Below are 21356 nucleotides of genomic sequence, written 5' to 3' on the forward strand. Positions count from 1 at the left end.
GTCAGAAAGTGAAGCCGAAGCGGAAATGCAGCCTGAATGCCTTCACGTCGACGCCATACGCGAGGTCCATCTGAATAGGCCCGATGGGGCTGCGCCAGCGCGCGCCGACACCGACGCCGACCTTGGCTTCGAGGTTGCCGACCTTGTCCGCGACCGAGCCGGCGTCGACGAACACCGTGCTTTCCCAGTCGCTGAGCTTTCCGTTGTAGACGAAGGGGCGCTGCCACTCGACGCTCGCGACACCCATGTAGCGGCCGGCGATGACGGTGCCGCCCGGCCGCACCGTGCCGATGGAGCGGAAACTGTAGCCGCGCACCGTGGTGTCGCCGCCGGTCAGGAAGGCGAGCGTGCTGGGGATCTGCGCGCTGTCCTTGGCGACCAGCGCGCCGAGCTCGGCGCGCAACTGGATGCGGGCACTGCGCGATTGCGTCCGGTCGTCGCTGTAGACGGTGCCCGCGGGCACGAAGCCCACCCAGCGCGCATAGGTGCGCGTGAAGGGCAGGCGCTCGCCGGTCAGCGTGTAGCCCGCGGCGAGCTCCAGCGCGACGCCCTGGCCGCGGGTCGGCGCATTGGCGTTGTCGAAGTAGCGGCCGGTCCAGTTCCAGTTCAGGCTCAGCGCCGAAGCCGTCGGCGGCGGATTGAAGCCGCGGCTCCTCGCGTAGTCGTACTGCACGAAGAGGCTGCGGTCGATGTGGTCGCTGGCCTTGCTCTCGCCGCCGCGCAGCCGGCCGCTGTCGACCTTGTAGTCGCCCGACACCTCGCTCTTGAGCTGTGCCGCCGTGAAGGTGCGCCAGCCGCTGTCGCGCGGAATGGCGCTCCATTCCGTGCCGAGCGATTGCGTGTCGCGATCGAGATAGAGCCTGGACACCGCGCGCCATCCGAGCAGCGGCATCTGGTTGTGGATGTGGTCGAGCGAAAGCCGCGGCCCGCTGTCGGTGGTGTAGCCCACGCCGGCGACGATCTTCTGCAGCGGTGCCTCCTGCACCTGCGCGATGACGGGCGCGGTTTGCGGGTCGTTGTGGGTGGTGTCGAGCGTGAGGAACACCGAATTGAAGTAGCCGCTGCTCGCGAGCCGCTGCTGGGCATCGAGCAGTTGCTGCTGGTCGTAGTCGGACCCGGTCGGGATGCGCGCGATGCGGCGCATCGCATCGGGGTCGTAGCGCTGCAAGCCGCGCACCATCAGCGGGCCGAAGCGGTAGGCCGGTCCGGAATCGTAGGTCGCGCTGAGGCGGGCTTCGCTGCGATCGGCATCGACCTCGGCGCGGCTGGTGACGATGCTGCCGGTGGGGTAGCGCCTGGCCGTGAGGCTGCGCAGCGTGGTGGACTTGGCGTTGTCCCAGGCCTGCTGGCTGAAGGGCTGGCCCCTGCGCAGCGGCCAGTCGGTGCGGATCGCATTGCGCCTGGCCTCCGATTCCGACGTCTCTGCGATCGGGCCGGTGAAGTCGACCTGCACATCGCTCACGTGCGTGATCTCGCCGGGCACGACGGTGATCCTGACTTCGCGCGGCGCCTTGCCGCCGGGCGTTTCGCGCAGCTCCAGCGTGAGCGTGGGCGTGAAGAAGCCCATGGTGTTGAGCAGCTCGCGCGCGTTCGACTCGGCCGCGACCATCAGGCGCGAAAGCTCGATCGCGCCGAGATCCTCGAGTCCGCGGTAACGCTGGATCTCCAGGTTGCGCGTGAGGAAGTCGCGCACCGAGTCGGGCGCCTGCACGTCGACGGTGAAGGCTTCGCGCCCCGAGGCGCTCGATTCGCCAGCGATGGGACTGGCGGCCGCGTCGCGTTCCTCGGGTTCCTTTTGCGGCAGCAGGCTGCATCCCTGCAGAAGAAGGATGCCTGCAAACAACAACGCCGGCATCCAAGCCGGCGTGAGAGATGAAACAACCCGACGCACGCTGCCGATTCTGACAGCATGGGGCGCCGCTTCGGGCGCGAACTATTTGGACAAGAGCCGCATCGCGTCCTCGAGTCCGCGCAGGGTCAGCGGGAACATGCGGTTCGACACCAGTTGCTGGATCACCGCGATGCTCTGGCGGTATTGCCAGACGCCCTGCGGCTCGGGGTTGATCCACGCGAATTTCGGGAAGGCGTGCGTGAGGCGCTGGAGCCACTCCGCGCCGGCTTCCTCGTTGTTGTATTCGACGCTGCCGCCGGGCTGGAGGATCTCGTAGGGGCTCATGGTGGCGTCGCCGACGAAGACCAGCTTGTAGTCCTTGTTGTACTTGCGGATGATGTCCCAGGTCGGGAACTTCTCGGAGTAGCGCCGGCGGTTGTTCTTCCACATGAAGTCGTAGACGCAGTTGTGGAAGTAGTAGAACTCCAGGTGCTTGAACTCGGTCTTGACGGCCGAGAACAGCTCCTCGACGCGCTGGATGTGCTCGTCCATCGTGCCGCCCACGTCCATCAGCAGCAGCACCTTCACGTTGTTGTGGCGCTCGGGCCGCATCTTGATGTCGAGGTAGCCCGCATTGGCGGCGGTCTTGCTGATGGTTTCTTCGAGATCCAGCTCGTCCTCGTGGCCTTCACGCGCGAACTTGCGAAGCTTGCGCAAGGCCATCTTGATGTTGCGCGTGCCGAGTTCCTGGCTGTCGTCGTAGTCCTTGTAGGCGCGCTGTTCCCACACCTTCACCGCGCTTCGGTTCTTGCCCGCGCCGCCGATGCGCACGCCCTGCGGGTTGTAGCCGCCATGGCCGAAGGGCGAGGTGCCGCCGGTGCCGATCCACTTGCTGCCGCCCTCGTGGCGTTCCTTCTGCTCCTCGAAGCGCTTCTTCAGCGTCTCCATGAGCTCGTCCCAGCCCATCTTCTCGATCTTGGCCTTTTCCTCGGCGGTGAACTCGCGCTCCAGTGTCTTGCGCAGCCAGTCGAGCGGCACGTCCTTGGTGAAGTCGGTCAGCATCTCCACGCCCTTGAAGTAGGCGGCGAAGGCGCGGTCGAACTTGTCGAAGTGCTTCTCGTCCTTCACCAGCGCGGTGCGCGAGAGGTAGTAGAAGTCGTCGAGACTGAACGCATCATCGGAATTGGGACCGACGACATCGGCCTGCAGCGCTTCGAGCAGGGTCAGGTATTCCTTGACCGACACCGGCAGCTTGGCCGAACGCAGGGTGTAGAAGAAGTCGATCAGCATGGCGAATCACTCCTCTCCCTGCGGCCGGGGCTTGTCCAGCAGGTAATTCAGCTGGGCGCGCACCTCGGGCCATTCGCCCGAGCGCAGGCTGTACATCACGGTGTCGCGGATCGTGCCGTCCCGGCGCAGCGCGTGGCCGCGGATCACGCCGTCCTTCCTGGCGCCGAGGCGCTCGATGGCGCGCTGCGATGCATGGTTGAAGTTGTCGGTGCGCCAGCCCACCACATGGCAGCCGAGCGCATCGAAGGCATGCGTGAGCATCAGCAGCTTGCAGGTGGTGTTGACGTGCGTGCGCTGGCAGCGCCTGGCGTACCAGGTGTAGCCGATCTCGACGCGCTTCACGGCCGGCAGGATGTCGTGGTAGCTCGTGCTGCCGAGCACCGTGCCGGTGGCCTCGTCGGTCACTGCGAAGGCGAAGCGGTTGCCGTCCTCGCGCATCTTCAGTGCGCTCTCGATGTAGGCGCGCGTTTCGTGCGGCTCTGGCACCGAGGTCACGCGGATGTTCCACAGCTCGCCGTCGGCCGCCGCTGCGCGCAGGCCTTCTTCGTGGTCGAGCGAGAGCGGCACCAGCGCGATGCCGCGCGCCTTGAGGGTGACAGGTTCGACGAAGGCCATCGCAGCCTTCAGCGGTTGTGGCGCTGCATGAAGACGAGCTTCTCGAACAGCGTCACGTCCTGCTCGTTCTTGAGCAGCGCGCCCACCAGCGGCGGCACGGCGACCTTGTCGTCCTTGCTTTGCAGCGCCTCGAGCGGGATGTCCTCGGCGACCAGCAGCTTGAGCCAGTCGAGCAGCTCGGAGGTCGAGGGCTTCTTCTTCAGGCCGGGCAGGTTGCGCACGTCGTAGAAGGTCTTCATCGCCGCCGCGAGCAGCTCGTGCTTGAGGTCGGGGAAGTGCACCGCGACGATGCTCTTCATCGTCTCCGCGTCGGGGAACTTGATGTAGTGGAAGAAGCAGCGGCGCAGGAAGGCGTCGGGCAGTTCCTTCTCGTTGTTGGAGGTGATGAAGACCACCGGCCGGTGTTTGGCGCGAACCAGCTCGTGCGTCTCGTAGCAGTAGAACTCCATGCGGTCGAGCTCGCGCAGCAGGTCGTTGGGGAATTCGATGTCGGCCTTGTCGATCTCGTCGATCAGCAGCGCCACCGGCTCGTCGGCCGTGAACGCCTGCCACAGCACGCCCTTGACGATGTAGTTGTGGATGTCCTTCACGCGCGCGTCGCCGAGCTGCGAATCGCGCAGGCGGCTCACCGCGTCGTATTCATAGAGGCCCTGCTGCGCCTTGGTGGTGGACTTGATGTGCCACTGCAGGAGCGGCAGGTTGAGCGCCTGCGACACTTCTTCCGCGAGCATCGTCTTGCCGGTGCCCGGCTCACCCTTGACGAGCAGCGGTCGTTTGAGCGTGATGGCCGCGTTGACCGCGAGCATCAGATCCTGTGTGGCGACGTAGTTGTCTGAACCCTTGAATTTCATGGATGGCTTCGAGCGGGATGGTTGGTTGGTGGAACACAACATCGATTCGCGATGCGAGCCGCTCGGGGAGGCCGCCGCATGGGTTCCGACAAGGGCGACCCATATAATCAAACGTTGATTTGCCCTAAAACTCCACGAGATTGTGCGCGCAAAATGAAGAAGTTGTTGACCACGATGTTTGCCTTCACTGTCGCTTGCGTGACGGTCTCGGCCCAGGCACAGAAGATCACCGGCAACGCGGAAGCAGGCGCCAAGAAGGTTGCCATGTGCACCGGCTGCCACGGCATCATCGGCTACCAGGCCAGCTTCCCCGAGATCCACAAGGTCCCGATGATTGCGGGCCAGAGCGCCACCTACATCGTTTCCGCGCTCACCCAGTACAAGGGCGGCGAGCGCAAGCACCCCACCATGCACGCCATCGCGGACACCCTGAGCGAGCAGGACATCGCCGATCTGGCCGCCTATTACAGCCAGCTCGGTCTCAAGGAAGGCGACGCGCCGCCGCCGGCCACCGCCGCCGCGCCGAGCCCGCGCGTTGCGGACCTGATCGCGCGCGACAAGGACAACTCCTGCACCAAGTGCCACGGCGCCAACTTCAACACGCCGAACGACGGCTCGGTCCCGAAGCTGGCCGGCCAGCATGCCGACTATCTCTATGTCGCGCTGAAGTCGTACAAGGTCCAGAACCGCATGCAGATCGGCCGCGCGCACCCCGTGATGGGCAGCCAGGCGAAGAAGTTCACCAATGCGGAAATCAAGGAGCTCACGAGCTACATCAGCGCGCTGCCCGGCGACCTGAAGACGGTGCCGGAATCGCGTTTCCACGAAGCCAAGTAAGCCTCGCGCATCGCTTCACCAGAATCAAAGCCCGCCGAAATGCGGGCTTTGTCGTTTGTGTGGCGACCGCGGCGGATCAGTCCCGTGTCGCCCGCCGCTGGACGCAGGCCACGTAGCCCTCGCCATCGGGCGCGCGGCCGGCGCGCTGGCTCTCCCACATCATCTGGCCGAGGCATTCCATGGCCTCGTGATGGGCGTCCATCAGCGAATCGCGCCGCTTGGCCAAGAGCTCGACGGCCTGCCGGATGCCGCGCGGCTGGTCGATCGAGCACTGCTCGCTGATCGACAGGTGCATCGACAGATGCAGGAACGGGTTCTCGCGCCCGTCCTTGCCGTCGTAGACGCGCAGGGCGGCCGCATCGGCATCGGCGAGGTCGGCGTGGTATTCGGGGTGCTCGTCGATCCAGCGGGCGGCGATGATCTCGAGCGCTTCCATCGGCTCGCCGCGCCGGCTCTTGGCGAAGACGTCGCAGAAGAAGCGGCGGACTTCTTCCTGGGTGGGATTGAACATGGGCAGAGGTTAGCACCGACCCTCACTGCGCACAGGCCGGCCCGCGGCTACATTGCCGGTTCATGGATCGCCTGGAAAACATCGAGACCTTCGTGCGCGTCGCGCAGACCCAGAGCTTCGCCGAGGCCGCGCGGCAGATGCGCGTCGCCAAGTCGGTGGTCACCACTCGCGTGAAGCAGCTCGAGGACCACGTCGGCGCACCCCTTTTTCACCGCAGCACGCGCGTGGTGCGGCTCAGTGACGTGGGCCAGGCGTTCCTGCGCGACTGCACCGAACTGGTCGGGCGGGCCAACGACCTCATGGACCAGATGCGCGACGCACGCGCCGGTCCGACCGGCACCCTGCGCATCCATGCGCTGACGGGCTTCGTGCTCGGCCACTTCGCGACGCTGCTGCGCGCGTTCCAGGTCGGCTTCCCGGACATCCACCTCGAGCTGATCGTGAGCGATGCCGTGGTCGATCCGGTCAAGGCCGGCGTCGATTGCGCGCTGCAGATCTTCCCGGCCGCCTCGACCGAACTCGTGTCGCGTCCGCTCTTCCCGGTGCGCCGCGTGTTCTGCGCCACGCCCGAGTACCTGCGCGCGCACGGCGTGCCGGAAAGCCCGCGCGACCTGCACAAGCACACGCTCGGGCTCTATTCGGGCTACCCGACACGCGACCGCTGGACCTTCCATCACGCGGGCGAGCAGGTCACGCTCTACATGAGCGCCGCGCTCCTGACCAACAGCGTGCACCTGCTGCGCGAGTACGCCATGGAGCACGCCGGCATCGTGTGCCTGCCCACGCTGGTGGCGGGCGACGCGATCCTGCGCGGCGAGCTGCAGGTGGTGCTGGCCGAGCACCAGCTGTCGTCTTTCTCGCTCAATGCGGTCTACGCGGGGACCTCGCGCAATGCGTTCAAGCTGCGGCTCTTCATCGAGCATCTCACGGCTGCATTCACGAAGGTGCCGCCTTGGGATGCGGCCATGATCGATCGCGGAATGATCCCCGAGGGGCTGATTGCGGACTGACGCCGATCACTCGATCCGGCTCTGCAACGCCGCGGGCTGGACGGTCGCTATGCCGGACATCCTTGGTCCGTGTGAGTCCCTTGTAGTTCGGCCTTGTTGCGCGCTCTGAGTTCGATCTCGAATTGAATGATCTTGGCCGGCGGTGTGGTGCGGCACATCACCAAACCCGGCGAGGATTGATGCGCACCACCTCGTCCACGGCGGGCGTTGCGAGCGCCGATTTGACGTCACCTACTTGATACGCATCGGGCGTGATGCGTACCTCCACGGTCTGCGTCGAGGCGAAGCAGCCGGCAAGCGCCAACGATGCAGCCAAGGTCAAACTACCAGCGAGTCTCATACGCCTCTAGAGACAAAACTATGAAAATTATGGAAGCCGCATCAAAGATGAGAGCGATAGCTTCAAAGATGAGAGCGATAGCGTGTCTCTTTCTTTTATGAAACTCGTATGCGGCCACTGTGCAGATGATTATTAACAGTACGCTCATATTCCTTTCATCGGCTGGTAAATCAAGAACGGCGTCGGAAGCCTGGAGCGAGTAACGCCAAGCCTTTCAAAAATGTGAGATTTCATCCTAATTACGAGTCATTCCTCCGCGGGTAGAAATGGGCGGAAGAAATTTCTCCTGAAATAGACGAATTCGCTTGGCTCAAAGCCGGGCAGAAAAGCGGCAATTGGCAGTAGAGGTATCCCGGGTAAACCCTGCCGATTGATCGGATCCACCGAACAATGCGGCCCGCATTTGATCCCTACCAAAGGCGGGTTCCGTTTCCTAAAGTTCCTTCACCGCAGCCCGATCGCTGCACCGTTGGCACCCCAGGAGACCCACATGACCGCTGCCTACCAGACCCGTTTCGGGTCGCTCAAGCATTACGACAAGGGCCACGTCGAGCCGATCGCCGACGACGTGCGCCACTACGCGTTTTCGAACTGCTTCGACATCGCGAACAAGAGCAAGCCCTACGAGAAGGTGGTGTTCGGCCAGAACCAGATCTATGTGCTGGAGACGCTGCGCGCCGAAGGCACGTCGCCCTGGTACACCAGCGCGCATGACGAGTTCGCGCTGGTGATGGACGGCGAGGTCGAGGTGCACCTCGTGAAGCTCGACGCCGGCCAGACCGTGCAGGACACCGAGAAGAACGGCGCCGTGCTCGTGAAGGGCGAGCCCAAGGGCCAGACGATGGGCTGGATGAAGCTCACGCGCGGGCACCAGGGCCTGCTGCCCAAGAACACCGCCTACCAGTTCCGCGTCGCCGGCGAGCCCGGCGTCATCGTCCTTCAGACGTGCAAGGGCGACCTCTCCGTAGAGAAGTGGGCCGACATCTGCCAGACGCATTGACCAGGAGACAAACATGAACGCACCCGCTGAACTCGCCAAGGTCATCGCGTCCAAGCCGGACGCCACGCTCGGCTACAAGGATTTCACGCTTGGCAGCTTCGGCTTCCACCGCGACGAGTACTTCGCCCACATCACCTGGAAGACCCGCGACGGCCGGCCGATGAGTCACACGATGGACGTCGGCAACTACCTGCGCGCATTGATGCGCGACGTGGCCTGGGGCTTCTTCTACGGCTGGGTCAATTTCGACGACGTGGTCGGCACGGTCAACCACTACCAGTCGGTGGACCTCTACGCCGGCAGCTACAACGGCACGATGAAGGAGGCCGGCATCGACCTCTTGGAGAACTTCCCGACCGCGCAGATCCGCGCCACCTTCGAGGCGATGCTCGACGACTGGACCAACCAGACCTTCGACCCCTTCGCCGCGCCGCAGGAAACCGGCACGCCCTACGGCCGCAAGAACGGCAACAACACCGCGAAGATCACCCGCGCCCGCGAACTGGCCAAGCGCTGCGTCGGCCTGAAGGGCGACCTCGACCTGCGCAGCGACGAGCGCGGCGCCCCGATCAACCGCGCCTTCGCCGACGTGCCGCAGAGCCAGCCCGAACTGCATCCCGAGCCCGGTTTCGAGAACGAGGTGCATGCCTTCAACCTCTTCGGCTTCCTGAGCCGCTCGCAGGTGACGTGGAACCCGAGCTTCACCTCGGTCGTGAAGTACAGCTACATGTGCCCGACCACCGAGGAGCACATCCTGCCGATCATCCACGGCAACGACCGCGTCGAGTGGTTCTTCCAGATGACCGACGAGATCCACTGGGACTGCGGCGACAAGAACACCGGCAAGCCCATGGCGCGCGTGATCATGAAGGCCGGCGACATGGCCGCCATGCCCGCCTACTGCCGCCATCAGGGCTACAGCCCGAAGCGCTCGATGCTGCTGGTCTGGGAGAACGGGTCGCCCAGCCTCGTCTACGAGATCCAGAAGGGCGAGAGCCCGGAGATCCCGGTCCAGTTCTAGTTCGCCCCGGCCCGCGCGCGGCCCGGCCGCGCGGCGCCACCACAAGGAGACATCGACATGGCAGACCCCATCCGGTCAGGTGCCGGCGCAGCCTCGCGCCGACTTTTCATGCAACAGGCAGGCATTGGCTCGGCGGCCGTCGCTGCCGCATCGCTGGGGCTGTCGGCAGCCCCCGCCGAAGCGGCACAGGCCTTCGACGCAAGCTACGACATGGTGGTCTGCGGCAGCGGCTGCGGCGGCCTGGCCTCGGCGCTCTTCTCGCGCTGGCAAGGCAACACCGCCGTGATCCTCGAGAAGGCGGGCAGCATCGGCGGCACCACCGCGAAGGCGGCCTTCTGGTACTGGGTTCCGAACAACGAGGCCATGAAGAAGGCCGGCATCGCCGATCCGAAGCCGGACTTCCTGAAGTACGTGGCGCGGCTGTCGAATCCGCAGGGCTTCGATCCCGCACATCCGCGCTACGGCCTGACGCAGTGGGAATACGACATGTGCGGCGCCATTTACGACAGCGCCTCGCCGGCGGCCGAGCTGCTCGCCGCCAAGGGCGCGCTGCCCTACCGCCACGTGCCCGACGTGCCGGACTACTTCGCCGAACTGCCCGAGGACAAGGCGCCCAAGGGCCGTGTGCTGGTGCCGGCCGAGGCCATTCCCAGCATGTCCGACGGCGGCCTGGTCGCGGTGCGCACCATGTCGAGCAAGGCGCGCCAGGAAGGCATCCCGATCCGCACCGGCATGCGGGTGAAAAAGATCCTGCAGAACCCGGCCGGCCGCGTGATCGGCGTCGAGGCCGAGGACGAGCTCGGTGCCGTGACGCGCATCCGCGCCCGCAAGGCCGTGATCTTCGCGACCGGCGGATTCACGCACAACGTGGAACTGCGCAAGAACTTCCTGAGCGGCCCGATCTACGGTGGCTGCGCCGCACCCAGCAACGAAGGCGATTTCGTCCAGATGGCGGGTGCGCTGGGCGCCCAGCTGCGCAACATGAACTACGCCTGGAGCTGCCCCGTGCCGCTCGAGAAGGCGGTGGCCCGCGACGGATCGATGTCGGGCATGTTCTCGGTGGCCGGGGACTCGATGATCTTCGTCAACAAGTACGGCCGGCGCACCGCCAACGAGAAGCTGCAGTACAACGAGCTGGCCCAGACCTTCTTCGAATGGGACGGCGCCAGGGCCGAGTACCCCAACCTGGTCCGCGTCGCGGTGTGGGACCAGCGTTCGCAGGACCATTCGGCGAGCGCCGAGTACGGCCGGCTGATTGTTCCGCCGGGCACCGACGACCGCCACGTGATCAAGGGCGCCACGCTCGCGGAGCTGGCCCGGGCGATCGACGAACGCATGGCCAAGTACGCAGGCGTGACCGGCGGTGCGAAGCTCTCGGCAGACTTCCTGCCGAACCTGCAGGCCGCGATCGCGCGCTTCAACGGATTCGCCAAGACCGGCAAGGACCTGGACTTCAAGCGCGGCGAGCGCGTGGTCGAGCTGCTGTTCAATGGCGACGTGAAAGAGGAGCCGGGCCGCAGCAACCCCACCATGTGGCCGATCTCGGACGCGGGGCCGTACTACGCCGCGCTGGTCGTGCCGGGCACCCTGGACACCAAGGGCGGCCCGAAGACGGACACGCACGGCCGCGTGCTCGATGCGCGCGACCAGCCGATCCCGGGGCTCTACGGCGTCGGCAACTGCGTGGCCTCGGCCTCGGGCCGCGCCTACTGGGCGGGCGGCGCCACGCTGGGTCCGATCATCGCCTTCTCGTACCGTGCCGCCAACGCGGCGCACGCCGAAACCGCGAGCGCAGCATGATGAAACGCCGACTTGCCTCCACCCTCGCGCTCGGCCTGCTGGCCTTCTGGGCGATCGCGGCGCATGCCCAGTCGCCGGGCGAGCGCCTCGCGCAGGCCGCCTGCACCCAGTGCCATACCTTCGGCAAGGGCGAACCGAACGGCGTCGGGCCGAACCTGTTCGGCCTGCTCGGCCGCCAGGCGGCGGCGAGCCCGGGCTTCACCTATTCGAAGCAGTACGTCGCGGCCATGAAGGACAAGACCTGGGATCGCGCCCTGCTCGAACGCTGGCTGACGGACTCCCAGGCCGTCGCTCCGGGCAGCACGATGGCCTATTTCCAGGACGACCCGAAGAAGCGCGCCGCGCTGGTCGACTACATCCAATCGCTCAAGTGACTCAACCCAAGCAAGGAGACGCACCATGGCACTCACACGTCAAACCATGACCGACGAGCAGCGCAAGTCGGTGGCCCTCGAATACCTCAAGGCCTATGACAACGGCGGCGTCACGTCCTCCGGCGGATCGATCCTCGATCTGTTCGCGGACGACGCGCAGGTGTACTTCCCCAAGTGGGGCCTCGCGAACGGCAAGGAGCAGATCGGCAAGCTGTTCGGCGAGGTCGGCAGCCGCGGCAAGTCCATCCGGCACGACTACGCGGGCTTCAACTGGATCATGACGCACACCGACCTCTTCGCCTGCGAAGGCACGAGCTACGGCGAGCACGCGGACGGCCCCTGGCGCGCCGGCGTGCCCGAGTGGGGCGCGGGCCGCTGGTGCGACGTGTTCGAGGTGCGCGATTGGCTGATCCAGCGCTGCTTCATCTATCTCGACCCCGACTATGCGGGCAAGGACACGGCCCGTTATCCCTGGCTTGCCGGCAAGACCGAATGAACACCTGACGCCATGAACCTCGCAGACATCCAGCAGGCCGCGGGCCTGAAGACACCGATCCGCCACCAGCTCTTCATCGACGGCCGCTTCGTCGATGCCGAGTCGGGCGAGACGCTCGCGACGCTGAATCCGCACGACAACTCGACCATTGCCGATGTCGCGCTGGCCGGCAAGGCCGACGTCGACAAGGCGGTGACGGCTGCGAAGCGCGCGTTTCCGGCCTGGAGCCGCATGGCGGCGGCGGACCGCGGGCGCATCCTGCTGAAGCTGGCCGACCTGATCGAAGCCAACACCGAAGAGCTCGCGCGCCTCGAATCGCTCGACACCGGCCACCCGGTGCGCGATTCGCGCAAGCTCGACGTGCCGCGCACGGCTGCGTGCTTCCGCTACTTCGGCGGCATGGCCGACAAGTTCCAGGGCGAGACCATTCCGGTCGAGGCGGGCTTCCTCAACTACACGCTGCGCGAGCCGGTCGGCATCGTCGGGCAGGTGGTGCCGTGGAACTTCCCGCTGATGTTCACGAGCTGGAAGATGGGCCCGGCGCTCGCGGCCGGCAACTGCATCGTGATGAAGCCGGCGGAAATCACGCCGCTGAGTTCGCTCAAGATCGTCGAGCTGATGGCCGAGGCCGGCATGCCCGACGGCGTGGTCAACATGGTGCCGGGGCTCGGCCATGTGGTCGGGCAGTACATCGCCGAGCATCCGGAGATCGCGAAGATCGCCTTCACCGGCAGCACCGCGACCGGAAGGCGCGTGGTGCAGGCCAGCGCGGGCAACCTGAAGAAGGTGCAGCTCGAACTCGGCGGCAAGGGGCCGAACATCGTGTTCGAGGATGCCTTCCTGCCCGCCGCGGTCAACGGCAGCGCCTGGGCCATCTTCCACAACCAGGGGCAGGCCTGCATCGCGGGCTCGCGGCTGATGCTGCACGAGAAGATCGCCGACGAATTCCTGGACAGGTTCCTGCCGCTCGCGAAGTCGATCCGCCTCGGCAATCCGCTCGACGATGCGACCGAGATGGGCCCGCTCACCAGCGCACAGCACCAGGAGCGCGTGCTGAGCTACGTCGAGGTCGCCAAGGGCGAGGGCGGCGACGTGCTCGCCGGCGGCAAGGCGCCGGGCGGCGAGCTGCAGGGCGGCTGCTATGTCGAGCCGACCATCGTGCGCGCGAAGTCGTTTCGCGACCGGGTGGCGCAGGAAGAAGTCTTCGGCCCCTTCGTCACCGTGCTCACTTTCAGCAACGACGAGGAGGCGATGGAGATCGCCAACGGCACCGACTACGGCCTCGGCAGCGGCCTGTGGACCAGCAACCTGCAGCGCGCCCACAAGGTGGCGCGCGACCTGCACGCGGGCATGGTCTGGATCAACAGCTACAAGCGCGTGAACCCCGGCTCGCCTTTCGGCGGCGTCGGCCAGAGCGGCTATGGCCGCGAGATGGGCTTCGATGCGATGCGGGAGTACACGCAGGTCAAGAGCGTGTGGGTGAACATCGACGCGCAGGTCCCGCCGCACTTCGTGCGCTGAAGAAGAACGCCATGCGCGACTTCGTCTACACCAGCCATCCGCAACGAGTCGTCTTCGGCGCGGGCTCGCTGCGTCACCTGGCACGCGAGATCGATGCGCTGGGCGCGAAACGTGCGCTCGTGCTGTCGACGCCCGAGCAGCGCGGCCAGGCCGAGCGCGTGGCCGACATGCTCGGCGCGCATGCGGCTGGCGTTTTCGATCGCGCGGTGATGCATGTGCCGATCGAGACGGCGCGTGAGGCGCGCGAGGTCGCAAGACGGCTCGGTGCGGACTGCGCGGTGGCGATCGGCGGCGGCTCGACCACCGGGCTCGGCAAGGCGATCGCGCTCGATTCGGGCCTGCCGATCCTCGCGATACCGACCACCTACGCGGGCAGCGAGATGACGCCGATCTACGGCCTCACCGAAGCCGGCCTCAAGAAGACCGGCAAGGACCCGCGCGTGCTGCCGCGCACCGTGATCTACGACCCCGAGCTCTCGCGCAGCCTGCCGGTGGGCCTGAGCGTGACCAGCGGCATCAACGCGATCGCGCATGCGGCCGAGGGGCTCTACGCGCAGGACAGCAATCCGGTGATGGACCTGATGGCCGAGGAAGGCATCGCCGCGATCGCCCGCGCGCTGCCGCTGATCCGCCGGCAGCCCGACGACATCGAGGCGCGCGCCGATGCGCTCTACGGCGCCTGGCTCTGCGGCACGGTGCTCGGTAGCGTCGGCATGGCGCTGCATCACAAGCTCTGCCACACGCTCGGCGGCAGCTTCAACCTGCCGCATGCCGAAGTGCACACCGTGGTGCTGCCGCATGCGATCGCCTTCAACGCCGAGGCCGCGCCGCGCGCGATGGCGCGCATCGCAAAGGCGCTCGGCGCCGCAGCCGCCCCGGCGGGCCTGCAGGCGCTGGCGCGCGACAACGGCGCCCCCATCGCGCTCAAGGACATCGGCATGAAGGCCGAGGACCTCGACCGCGCCGCCGACATTGCCGTCGGCAACCCCTACTGGAACCCGCGGCCCTTCGGGGCCGCCGAGCGCGATGCGATCCGCGCGCTGCTGCAGCGCGCCTTCGACGGCGATCCGCCGCGCTGAATCCCCGCGATTTTTTGTGCTGGAAGAGAAAGAAGAGAAAAGGAGACGACCATGACATTGAATCGCAGACAGTTCACCCAGGCCGCCGCTGCGCTGGCCGCCACCAGTGCCGTGCCGCGCGCCTTCGCTGCCGACACCATCAAGATCGGCTACGTGTCGCCGCAGACCGGGCCGCTCGCGCCCTTCGGCGAGGCCGACAAGTGGGTCATCGACCAGATGAAGGCCGCCTTCAAGGACGGCATCCCGATCGGCGGCAAGAAGTACGCGGTGCAGATCGTGCTCAAGGACAGCCAGTCCAACCCGAACCGCGCGGGCGAAGTGGCCAACGACCTGATCCTCAAGGACAAGGTGGCGCTGGTGCTCACCGCAGGCACCCCCGAGACCGCCAATCCGGTCAGCGATGCCTGCGAGCTCAACGAGCTGCCGTGCATCTCCAGCGTGGTGCCCTGGCAGCCGTGGTTCTTCGGCCGCAAGGGCAATCCGGCCAAGGGCTTCGACTGGACGTACCACCTGTTCTGGGGGCTGGAGGACGTCATCGCGAACTTCACCAACGGCTGGAAGACGGTGCCGACCAACAAGAAGGTCGGCGGCCTGTTCCCGAACGACGGCGACGGCAACGCCTGGGGCGACAAGGAGCTGGGCTTTCCGAAGCCCCTGTCGCAGATGGGCTTCACGCTCATCGATCCGGGCCGTTTCCAGAACGGCACGCAGGACTTCAGCGCCCAGATCGCAGCCTTCAAGAGCGGCGGCGTCGAGATCGTCACCGGCGTGGTGATCCCGCCCGATGCCAAGACCTTCCTCACGCAGGCCAGGCAGCAAGGCTTCCGCCCGAAAGTCATCACGCTCGGCAAGGCGCTGCTGTTCCCGGGCGCGATCGAGGCGCTCGGCGATCTGGGCGATGGCCTTTCGACCGAGGTCTGGTGGAGCCCGTCGCATCCCTTCACCTCGAGCCTGACGAAGCAGAGCGCCAAGTCGCTCTCCGAGGCCTACGAGGCCGGCACGAAGAAGCAGTGGACGCAGCCGATCGGCTTCGCGCATGCGCTCTTCGAGGTGGCCGCCGATACGCTTTCGCGCGCCAAGTCGACAAAGGCGGCGGATGTGCGCGACGCGGTGGCGGCGACCTCGCTCCACACCGTCGTCGGACAGGTGAAGTGGGGCGGGCCAGGTCCGTTCAAGAACGTCAGCAAGACGCCGCTGGTGCTGGGGCAGTGGGGCAAGGGCAAGAAGTTCAAGTACGAGCTGACCATCGTGAACAACGAGGCGGCGCCCAGTATTCCGACCGCCGGCACGCTCCGGGCGATGCCGACCTGATCGCGCCACGACAAGAGGAATTCGAGCGATGCCCCTCCTGGTCCTTCATGCCGTGAGCAAGTCCTACGGCGCGCTCAAGGTCACCGACGACATCTCGCTCGCGGTGACCGAGGGCGAGACGCTGGGCATCCTCGGGCCCAACGGCGCCGGCAAGACCACGCTGTTCAACCTGATCTCGGGCGATGCGCGCGTGGATGCCGGCCGCGTCGAATACGACGGCGCCGACGTGACCGCGCTGAAACCGCACCAGCGCTGCCACGCGGGCATCGGCCGCAGCTACCAGGTGCCGCAGCCCTTCGGCAACATGAGCGTGTTCGAGAACCTCGTGACCGCCGCCTGCTTCGGCGCGCAGGAGCGCGAACAGGAGGCATGGCAGACCGCGCACGAAGTCCTCGTGCAGACCGGCCTGATGGCGCATGCCAACAAGCCGGCCGGCGGGCTGACGCTGCTCGATCGCAAGCGGCTCGAACTCGCGCGCGCCCTCGCGACGCGGCCCAAGCTGCTGCTGCTCGACGAGATCGCGGGCGGGCTCACCGAGCCCGAGGCGAAGCAGCTCGTCGAGGAGCTCAGGCAGATCAAGGCGCGCGGCGTGACCATGATCTGGATCGAGCACGTGGTGCACGCGCTGCTCTCGCTGGCCGACCGGCTCTTCGTCATCAACTTCGGCCAGAAGCTCGCGGAGGGCGAGCCGCGGGCGGTGATGAACGACCCCGAAGTGCGGCGCGTGTACATGGGGGTGGAAGCATGACGGCACTACTCGCTACGCAAGGGCTCAAGGCCTTCTACGGCGACGCGCAGGCGCTGTTCGGCGTCGACTTCTCGCTCTCGCAGGGCGAGGTGGTCGCGATCATCGGCGCCAACGGCGCGGGCAAGTCGACCTTGCTCAAGTGCCTCACCGGGCTGGTGCGCGCGCCGCGCGAGGCGATCCAGTTCAAGGGCGAGGCGATCGGCGGCCTCGCGCCCGGCGAGATCGTGCGGAGGGGGCTGGCGATGGTGCCGGAAGGCCGGCGCCTGTTCCCGAGCCTGAGCGTGGAGGAGAACCTGCAGATCGGCGGACTCACCGCCCGCAAGGGGCCGTGGAGCCTTGCGCGCGTCTACGAGCTGTTCCCGATCCTGGCGGAGAAGCGCCACAACCCCGGCACCGCGCTCTCGGGCGGGCAGCAGCAGATGGTCGCGCTCGGACGCGCGCTGATGAGCAACCCCGAGCTCCTGCTGTGCGACGAACTCTCGCTCGGCCTCGCGCCGATCGTGATCCACGAGATCTACGCCGCGATGCCGACGCTGGTGCGCGAAGGCATGACCGTGGTGATCGTCGAGCAGGACGTGACCATGGCGCAGCGCGTGTCCAGGCGCATCTATTGCCTGCAGGAAGGGCGTGTGTCGCTTTCGGGGCGTTCCGATGCGCTCACGCGCGAACAGATCTCGCAGGCCTACTTCGGCCTCTGAGCGGGGAGACATTCAGTGCTTGAAACCATCGTCCAGGGCGTGCTGCTCGGCGGCCTCTACACGCTGTTCGCGCTCGGCCAGTCGCTGATGTTCGGCGTCATGCGCCTGACCAACACCGCGCAGGGCGACTTCATCATCCTGGGTGCCTTCGCCGTGATCGCGGGCACCGCGCTGTTCGGTGACGCGCCGCTCATGATCTCCCTCGCAGTGCTGCCGCTGGCCTTCGGCTTCGGCTACGTGCTGCAGCGCTACGTGCTCAACGGCACGCTGGGAAAGGACCCGCTGCCTTCGCTGGTCGTGACCTTCGGGTTGTCGATCGTGATCCAGAACCTGCTCCTGGAACTCTTCTCCGCCGATCCGCGCTCGATCGAGACCGGCGGGCTCAACACGCAGGGCCTGCACCTGGGCGAATCGCTGTCGGTGGGCGTGCTGCCGCTGATCATCCTCGCGGTCGCGCTGGTCGCGACGGGCGGGCTGCAATGGCTGTTCGCGAACACCGCGATCGGGCGTTCGTTCCGTGCGGTGTCGGACGATCGCGAGATCGCCGAGCTCATGGGGCTCAATGCGAAGAAGGTCTATGCGCTGGCGACCGCCATCGCCTTCGTGCTGATCGCGATCGCCGGTGCGCTGCAAGGCATGCGCACGACGGTGTCGCCTTCCGATGGGCCGCTGCTGCTGCTCTTTGCGTTCGAGGCCGTGATCATCGGCGGCATGGGCTCCTTCTGGGGCACGCTCGCCGGCGCGATGATCCTCGGCATCACGCAGCAGATCGGCTTCCGTCTCGACCCGGGCTGGGGCATCTGGGTCGGGCATCTGGTGTTCCTGCTGATCCTGGTCCTGAGGCCGCAGGGACTGTTCCCCAAAACCCGTGGATGACGAGATGACGGCACTTCCTTCCTTCGACGTGGTGCGCAACACGGCCGCGAGCCGCCTGGCGGCGTGGCTGGCGGTCGCGCTCGTGGCCGTTGCGGCGAGTCTGCCGTTCTGGGGCGAATCGAGCTGGATGCGCGAGTTCGTCGAGATCGCCTGCTACTTCATCTTCGCGATGATGTGGAACCTGCTCGCGGGCTACGGCGGCATGGTGAGCATCGGGCAGCAGGCCTTCTTCGGCTTCGGCGGCTACGTGATGCTGATCCTCGGCAACTTCGCCGGACTCAATCCGTTCATCGCGATTCCGATCGGGGCGCTGGCGGCGGGGCTGATCGCGGTGCCGGTGTCGTTCGTGGCGTTCCGGCTGTCTGGCGGCTACTTCGCGATCGGCACCTGGGTGATCGCGGAGGTGTTCCGGCTCAGTTTCGCCAATGTGTCGGCGGTGGGCGGCGGCTCCGGCACCACGCTCACGGCGCTGCGCGGCATCGAGCGCGCGACGCGCGAGAGCGTCACCTACTGGATGGCGCTGGCCTGCGTCGTGGCGGCGGTTGCGCTGGTGTATTTGTTCCTGCGCAGCAAGCGGGGCCTGGCGCTGCTCGCGATCCGCGACAACGAAGTGGCGGCCGAGTCGCAAGGCATCCCGGTCGCGCGCATGAAGCTCGCGGTGTACGTCGTCGCGGCCTTCGGCGCGGGGCTCGCGGGCGCGCTCTACTTCGTCGGCAACCTGCGCATCAGCCCCGATGCGGCCTTCAGCGTCAACTGGACCGCGTTCGCGATCTTCATGGTGGTGATCGGCGGTATCGGGCGCATCGAGGGGCCGATCGTCGGGGCGGTCATCTTCTGGGCGCTCAACAAGTTCCTGAGCGACTACGGCACCTGGTATCTGCTCGGCCTGGGCCTGCTCGCGATCGTGACCACCATCTTCTTCAAGCAGGGGCTGTGGGGCTTCGCCCAGCAGCGCTGGGGCTGGTCGCTCTTCCCGAAGCAGCGGCGGCTGGTGCTGCGCGATGCGGCGATGCCCAAGCGCGCGATGCCGGCGGCTCCCTCGTCCCATGCATCCAACCTGGAGTTCCATGCTCATGCGAAACATCAATGAGAACACCATCACCGCGGCCGTGCTCGATCGCATGGCGGAGTGCCCGAGTCCTCGCCTCAAGGAAATCATGTCGGCGCTGGTGCGCCACATGCACGACTTCGCGCGCGAGGTGAAGCTGACCGAGGCCGAATGGGCCGCGGGCATCGACTTCCTGACCGCGACAGGCCACAAGTGCAGCGACAAGCGGCAGGAGTTCATCCTGCTGTCGGATACGCTGGGGCTGTCGATGCTGGTCGTCGCGCTCAACCACGCGAAGAGCGCAGAGGCGACCGAAGCGACCGTGTTCGGGCCCTTTCATGTGCAGGGTGCGCCACAACTGGCGTTGGGTGACGACATCTCCGGCGGCGCGAAGGGCGAGCCGCTGTTCGTCAACGCGACCGTGCGCGGGCGCGATGGCGAGCCCGTCGCCGATGCCGTAGTGGATGTGTGGGAAGCCGATGCCGAAGGCTTCTACGACGTGCAGCGCGCCGGGCTCGACCGGCCGCAGGGGCGCGCGGTATTCCGCACCGATGCGAAGGGACGCCTGTGGTTCCGCGGCGTGATGCCGGTGGCCTACCCGATCCCGACCGACGGCCCGGTGGGCGTGATGCTGAAGGCCACGAAGCGGCATCCGTGGCGTCCCGCGCATGTGCATTTCATGATCCAGGCGCCGGGCTACGAGACGCTGATCACGCATGTGTTCCGCGGCGACGATCCCTACCTCGACAGCGATGCGGTGTTCGGCGTGCGCAGTTCGCTCATCGGCAACTTCGCGTCGCGCCCCGACGGCGTCGCGCCGGACGGGAGCAGGCAGGCGGGACGCTTCCACACGCTGGGCTTCGAATTCGTTCTGGAGCCTGGCCCGCACTGATCGACGCCGGTCTGGCGGACCGCCATAATCGCCCGCATGCAGGAACCGCATTCCCCCGCCGCCTCGAACGAGGCGCTGCCCCCCCACGCGCCGTTGCACGACTATTACGGCGACGAAGCGGACCACCAGCGGTTCCTGCGCCGCATCTTCGACGACACCGCACCCGACTACGACCGCATCGAGCGCGTGCTCGCGATGGGTTCGGGCCCCTGGTACCGGCGCGCGGCGCTGCAGCGCGCCGGGCTGCGCGAGGGCGACGAGGTGCTCGACGTCGGCATCGGCACCGGGCTGGTCGCGCGCGAGGCGCAGAGGCTCATCGGGCCGGAGGGCCGGCTGGTCGGCGTCGACCCGAGCCCCGGCATGATGGGCGAGGTGGCGCTCGCCGGCGTGGAACTGGTGCAGGGCCGCGCCGAAGCACTGCCCCGGCCCGATGCGAGCTGCGACTTCGTCAGCATGGGCTACGCGCTGCGGCACATCTCTGACGTGAACGCGGCGTTCGCCGAGTTCTTCCGTGTGCTGCGCCCGGGCGGGCGTCTGCTGGTGCTCGAAATCACCAAGCCCGCGGGCCGCGTCGGCACGGCGGTGCTCAAGGCCTACATGCGCAGCGTGGTGCCGGTGATCGCCAAGGTGGTGGCCCACCGGCACGACACGGCGGAACTCTGGCGCTTCTATTGGGACACGATCGAGGCGTGCATCGTCCCAAGCCTGGTGCTCGAAGCCCTCGGCAACGCGGGCTTCGAGCAGGTCGACCGCCACACCGAGCTCGGCATCTTCTCGGAGTACACGGCGGTCAAGCCGGCCTGAGTCTCACGGCATCTGCGAGATGATCTTCTTCATCTCCGCCGCGCCGTAGGCACGCAGCGTTTGCGACCGGACGTTGCCGAGCGCACCCAGACTCAGCAGTGAAGCCATCGCCGCCTCGTCGCTGCCTTCCGTCACGACCACGAGGTCGTAGCTGCCCGAGGTCCAGTGGATGCTCTTCACGCTCAGGCCCGCCTTCGTGGCCAGGGCGGTGAAGGCTTCGGCACGGTTGGGCGACTCCTTGACGTTGCGGATGCCCTGGTCCGTGAAGTTGAGGAGGGAAATGAAAGTGGCCATGATGCTGCCTCCGTTGGCAGATAAGGGGCCAAAAGTCTAGACCCGTGGCGCTGGTCGCGCCACTCTTTCAGCGAACCGTCACGGGGGTGGGACGCTCGAAACGAATCAT

General features: G+C 66.6%; 22 protein-coding genes. 16 read left to right on the forward strand and 6 right to left on the reverse strand.

Annotated features, from left to right (window positions below; all coding sequences use genetic code 11):
• Position 1: 1 nt before the first annotated feature.
• From VAR608DRAFT_RS17750 to VAR608DRAFT_RS17765, 4 genes are all read right to left on the reverse strand, one after another.
• Entirely contained in the window at positions 2-1855 is a 1854-nt protein-coding gene (locus VAR608DRAFT_RS17750; protein WP_172843982.1) for an autotransporter assembly complex protein TamA, read from the reverse strand.
• A 78-nt stretch (positions 1856-1933) separates the two neighbouring features.
• Positions 1934-3121 (reverse strand): vWA domain-containing protein, encoded by a 1188-nt coding sequence (locus VAR608DRAFT_RS17755; RefSeq protein WP_088955252.1) that lies wholly within the window; start codon positions 3119-3121, stop codon positions 1934-1936.
• A 6-nt stretch (positions 3122-3127) separates the two neighbouring features.
• Entirely contained in the window at positions 3128-3736 is a 609-nt protein-coding gene (locus tag VAR608DRAFT_RS17760; protein WP_088955253.1) for a GNAT family N-acetyltransferase, read from the reverse strand.
• Positions 3737-3744: 8 nt separating this feature from the next.
• Positions 3745-4587 carry an AAA family ATPase gene (locus VAR608DRAFT_RS17765; RefSeq protein WP_088955254.1) on the reverse strand — a complete coding sequence of 281 codons (843 nt, stop codon included), beginning with the start codon at positions 4585-4587 and terminating at the stop codon, positions 3745-3747.
• Positions 4588-4740: 153 nt separating this feature from the next.
• Here VAR608DRAFT_RS17765 and VAR608DRAFT_RS17770 point away from each other — a divergent pair, with 153 nt between their 5' ends.
• Entirely contained in the window at positions 4741-5424 is a 684-nt protein-coding gene (locus VAR608DRAFT_RS17770) for a c-type cytochrome (protein ID WP_088955255.1), read from the forward strand.
• A 76-nt stretch (positions 5425-5500) separates the two neighbouring features.
• On the opposite strand, the gene VAR608DRAFT_RS17775 is transcribed toward VAR608DRAFT_RS17770, so the two are convergent.
• Positions 5501-5935, reverse strand: coding sequence for a DUF1841 family protein (locus VAR608DRAFT_RS17775; RefSeq protein ID WP_088955256.1), 435 nt, complete (start codon positions 5933-5935; stop codon positions 5501-5503).
• Positions 5936-5997: 62 nt separating this feature from the next.
• Here VAR608DRAFT_RS17775 and VAR608DRAFT_RS17780 point away from each other — a divergent pair, with 62 nt between their 5' ends.
• The 15 genes from VAR608DRAFT_RS17780 to VAR608DRAFT_RS17850 all read left to right on the forward strand — a co-directional run bounded on the left by VAR608DRAFT_RS17780 (position 5998) and on the right by VAR608DRAFT_RS17850 (position 20953).
• Entirely contained in the window at positions 5998-6945 is a 948-nt protein-coding gene (locus VAR608DRAFT_RS17780; protein WP_088955257.1) for a LysR family transcriptional regulator, read from the forward strand.
• A gap of 830 nt (positions 6946-7775) precedes the next feature.
• On the forward strand, positions 7776-8285 hold the full coding sequence (locus VAR608DRAFT_RS17785; RefSeq protein ID WP_088955258.1) for a hydroxyquinol 1,2-dioxygenase: 510 nt from the start codon (positions 7776-7778) through the stop codon (positions 8283-8285).
• Between the two features lie 13 nt (positions 8286-8298).
• The gene (locus VAR608DRAFT_RS17790) at positions 8299-9306 is read left to right on the forward strand and encodes a hydroxyquinol 1,2-dioxygenase (RefSeq protein WP_088955259.1); all 1008 of its coding nucleotides are present in this window, start codon (positions 8299-8301) and stop codon (positions 9304-9306) included.
• Between the two features lie 57 nt (positions 9307-9363).
• Positions 9364-11106, forward strand: a complete 1743-nt coding sequence (locus tag VAR608DRAFT_RS17795) for an FAD-dependent oxidoreductase (protein ID WP_088955260.1) — start codon at positions 9364-9366, stop codon at positions 11104-11106.
• Positions 11103-11480, forward strand: coding sequence for a c-type cytochrome (locus VAR608DRAFT_RS17800; protein ID WP_231973542.1), 378 nt, complete (start codon positions 11103-11105; stop codon positions 11478-11480). Before VAR608DRAFT_RS17795 ends, VAR608DRAFT_RS17800 begins: the two co-directional genes overlap by 4 nt.
• Before the next feature lie 25 nt (positions 11481-11505).
• On the forward strand, positions 11506-11976 hold the full coding sequence (locus VAR608DRAFT_RS17805) for a nuclear transport factor 2 family protein (protein WP_088955262.1): 471 nt from the start codon (positions 11506-11508) through the stop codon (positions 11974-11976).
• 57 nt (positions 11977-12033) lie between these two features.
• Positions 12034-13497 (forward strand): aldehyde dehydrogenase family protein, encoded by a 1464-nt coding sequence (locus VAR608DRAFT_RS17810; protein WP_172843983.1) that lies wholly within the window; start codon positions 12034-12036, stop codon positions 13495-13497.
• An 11-nt stretch (positions 13498-13508) separates the two neighbouring features.
• Entirely contained in the window at positions 13509-14576 is a 1068-nt protein-coding gene (locus VAR608DRAFT_RS17815) for a maleylacetate reductase (RefSeq protein ID WP_088955264.1), read from the forward strand.
• A gap of 51 nt (positions 14577-14627) precedes the next feature.
• Positions 14628-15887, forward strand: coding sequence for an ABC transporter substrate-binding protein (locus VAR608DRAFT_RS17820; RefSeq protein ID WP_088955265.1), 1260 nt, complete (start codon positions 14628-14630; stop codon positions 15885-15887).
• A gap of 28 nt (positions 15888-15915) precedes the next feature.
• On the forward strand, positions 15916-16635 hold the full coding sequence (locus VAR608DRAFT_RS17825) for an ABC transporter ATP-binding protein (protein WP_088955266.1): 720 nt from the start codon (positions 15916-15918) through the stop codon (positions 16633-16635).
• Entirely contained in the window at positions 16632-17333 is a 702-nt protein-coding gene (locus tag VAR608DRAFT_RS17830) for an ABC transporter ATP-binding protein (protein ID WP_088955267.1), read from the forward strand. Before VAR608DRAFT_RS17825 ends, VAR608DRAFT_RS17830 begins: the two co-directional genes overlap by 4 nt.
• A gap of 15 nt (positions 17334-17348) precedes the next feature.
• Complete coding sequence (locus tag VAR608DRAFT_RS17835; RefSeq protein WP_088955268.1) at positions 17349-18209, forward strand: branched-chain amino acid ABC transporter permease; 861 nt, start codon at positions 17349-17351, stop codon at positions 18207-18209.
• Between the two features lie 4 nt (positions 18210-18213).
• The gene (locus VAR608DRAFT_RS17840; RefSeq protein ID WP_088955269.1) at positions 18214-19299 is read left to right on the forward strand and encodes a branched-chain amino acid ABC transporter permease; all 1086 of its coding nucleotides are present in this window, start codon (positions 18214-18216) and stop codon (positions 19297-19299) included.
• Positions 19283-20149, forward strand: a complete 867-nt coding sequence (locus VAR608DRAFT_RS17845; protein WP_088958837.1) for an intradiol ring-cleavage dioxygenase — start codon at positions 19283-19285, stop codon at positions 20147-20149. Before VAR608DRAFT_RS17840 ends, VAR608DRAFT_RS17845 begins: the two co-directional genes overlap by 17 nt.
• Before the next feature lie 36 nt (positions 20150-20185).
• Positions 20186-20953 (forward strand): class I SAM-dependent methyltransferase, encoded by a 768-nt coding sequence (locus VAR608DRAFT_RS17850; protein ID WP_088955270.1) that lies wholly within the window; start codon positions 20186-20188, stop codon positions 20951-20953.
• 3 nt (positions 20954-20956) lie between these two features.
• On the opposite strand, the gene VAR608DRAFT_RS17855 is transcribed toward VAR608DRAFT_RS17850, so the two are convergent.
• On the reverse strand, positions 20957-21247 hold the full coding sequence (locus VAR608DRAFT_RS17855) for a GYD domain-containing protein (protein WP_088955271.1): 291 nt from the start codon (positions 21245-21247) through the stop codon (positions 20957-20959).
• Positions 21248-21356: the final 109 nt, after the last annotated feature.

Source organism: Variovorax sp. HW608 (assembly GCF_900090195.1).
Lineage (GTDB): Bacteria > Pseudomonadota > Gammaproteobacteria > Burkholderiales > Burkholderiaceae_C > Variovorax.

Excerpts from the sequence above, each read along its gene's own strand:
- VAR608DRAFT_RS17805 (WP_088955262.1), top strand. The coding sequence starts at position 11,506 with ATGGCACTCACACGTCAAACCATGACCGACGAGCAGCGCAAGTCGGTG.
- VAR608DRAFT_RS17750 (WP_172843982.1), bottom strand. The coding sequence starts at position 1,855 with ATGCCGGCGTTGTTGTTTGCAGGCATCCTTCTTCTGCAGGGATGCAGC.
- VAR608DRAFT_RS17775 (WP_088955256.1), bottom strand. The coding sequence starts at position 5,935 with ATGTTCAATCCCACCCAGGAAGAAGTCCGCCGCTTCTTCTGCGACGTC.
- VAR608DRAFT_RS17815 (WP_088955264.1), top strand. The coding sequence starts at position 13,509 with ATGCGCGACTTCGTCTACACCAGCCATCCGCAACGAGTCGTCTTCGGC.
- VAR608DRAFT_RS17820 (WP_088955265.1), top strand. The coding sequence starts at position 14,628 with ATGACATTGAATCGCAGACAGTTCACCCAGGCCGCCGCTGCGCTGGCC.
- VAR608DRAFT_RS17780 (WP_088955257.1), top strand. The coding sequence starts at position 5,998 with ATGGATCGCCTGGAAAACATCGAGACCTTCGTGCGCGTCGCGCAGACC.
- VAR608DRAFT_RS17785 (WP_088955258.1), top strand. The coding sequence starts at position 7,776 with ATGACCGCTGCCTACCAGACCCGTTTCGGGTCGCTCAAGCATTACGAC.
- VAR608DRAFT_RS17825 (WP_088955266.1), top strand. The coding sequence starts at position 15,916 with ATGCCCCTCCTGGTCCTTCATGCCGTGAGCAAGTCCTACGGCGCGCTC.
- VAR608DRAFT_RS17845 (WP_088958837.1), top strand. The coding sequence starts at position 19,283 with ATGCGAAACATCAATGAGAACACCATCACCGCGGCCGTGCTCGATCGC.
- VAR608DRAFT_RS17850 (WP_088955270.1), top strand. The coding sequence starts at position 20,186 with ATGCAGGAACCGCATTCCCCCGCCGCCTCGAACGAGGCGCTGCCCCCC.
- VAR608DRAFT_RS17755 (WP_088955252.1), bottom strand. The coding sequence starts at position 3,121 with ATGCTGATCGACTTCTTCTACACCCTGCGTTCGGCCAAGCTGCCGGTG.
- VAR608DRAFT_RS17760 (WP_088955253.1), bottom strand. The coding sequence starts at position 3,736 with ATGGCCTTCGTCGAACCTGTCACCCTCAAGGCGCGCGGCATCGCGCTG.
- VAR608DRAFT_RS17830 (WP_088955267.1), top strand. The coding sequence starts at position 16,632 with ATGACGGCACTACTCGCTACGCAAGGGCTCAAGGCCTTCTACGGCGAC.
- VAR608DRAFT_RS17840 (WP_088955269.1), top strand. The coding sequence starts at position 18,214 with ATGACGGCACTTCCTTCCTTCGACGTGGTGCGCAACACGGCCGCGAGC.
- VAR608DRAFT_RS17770 (WP_088955255.1), top strand. The coding sequence starts at position 4,741 with ATGAAGAAGTTGTTGACCACGATGTTTGCCTTCACTGTCGCTTGCGTG.
- VAR608DRAFT_RS17790 (WP_088955259.1), top strand. The coding sequence starts at position 8,299 with ATGAACGCACCCGCTGAACTCGCCAAGGTCATCGCGTCCAAGCCGGAC.
- VAR608DRAFT_RS17800 (WP_231973542.1), top strand. The coding sequence starts at position 11,103 with ATGATGAAACGCCGACTTGCCTCCACCCTCGCGCTCGGCCTGCTGGCC.
- VAR608DRAFT_RS17795 (WP_088955260.1), top strand. The coding sequence starts at position 9,364 with ATGGCAGACCCCATCCGGTCAGGTGCCGGCGCAGCCTCGCGCCGACTT.
- VAR608DRAFT_RS17765 (WP_088955254.1), bottom strand. The coding sequence starts at position 4,587 with ATGAAATTCAAGGGTTCAGACAACTACGTCGCCACACAGGATCTGATG.
- VAR608DRAFT_RS17855 (WP_088955271.1), bottom strand. The coding sequence starts at position 21,247 with ATGGCCACTTTCATTTCCCTCCTCAACTTCACGGACCAGGGCATCCGC.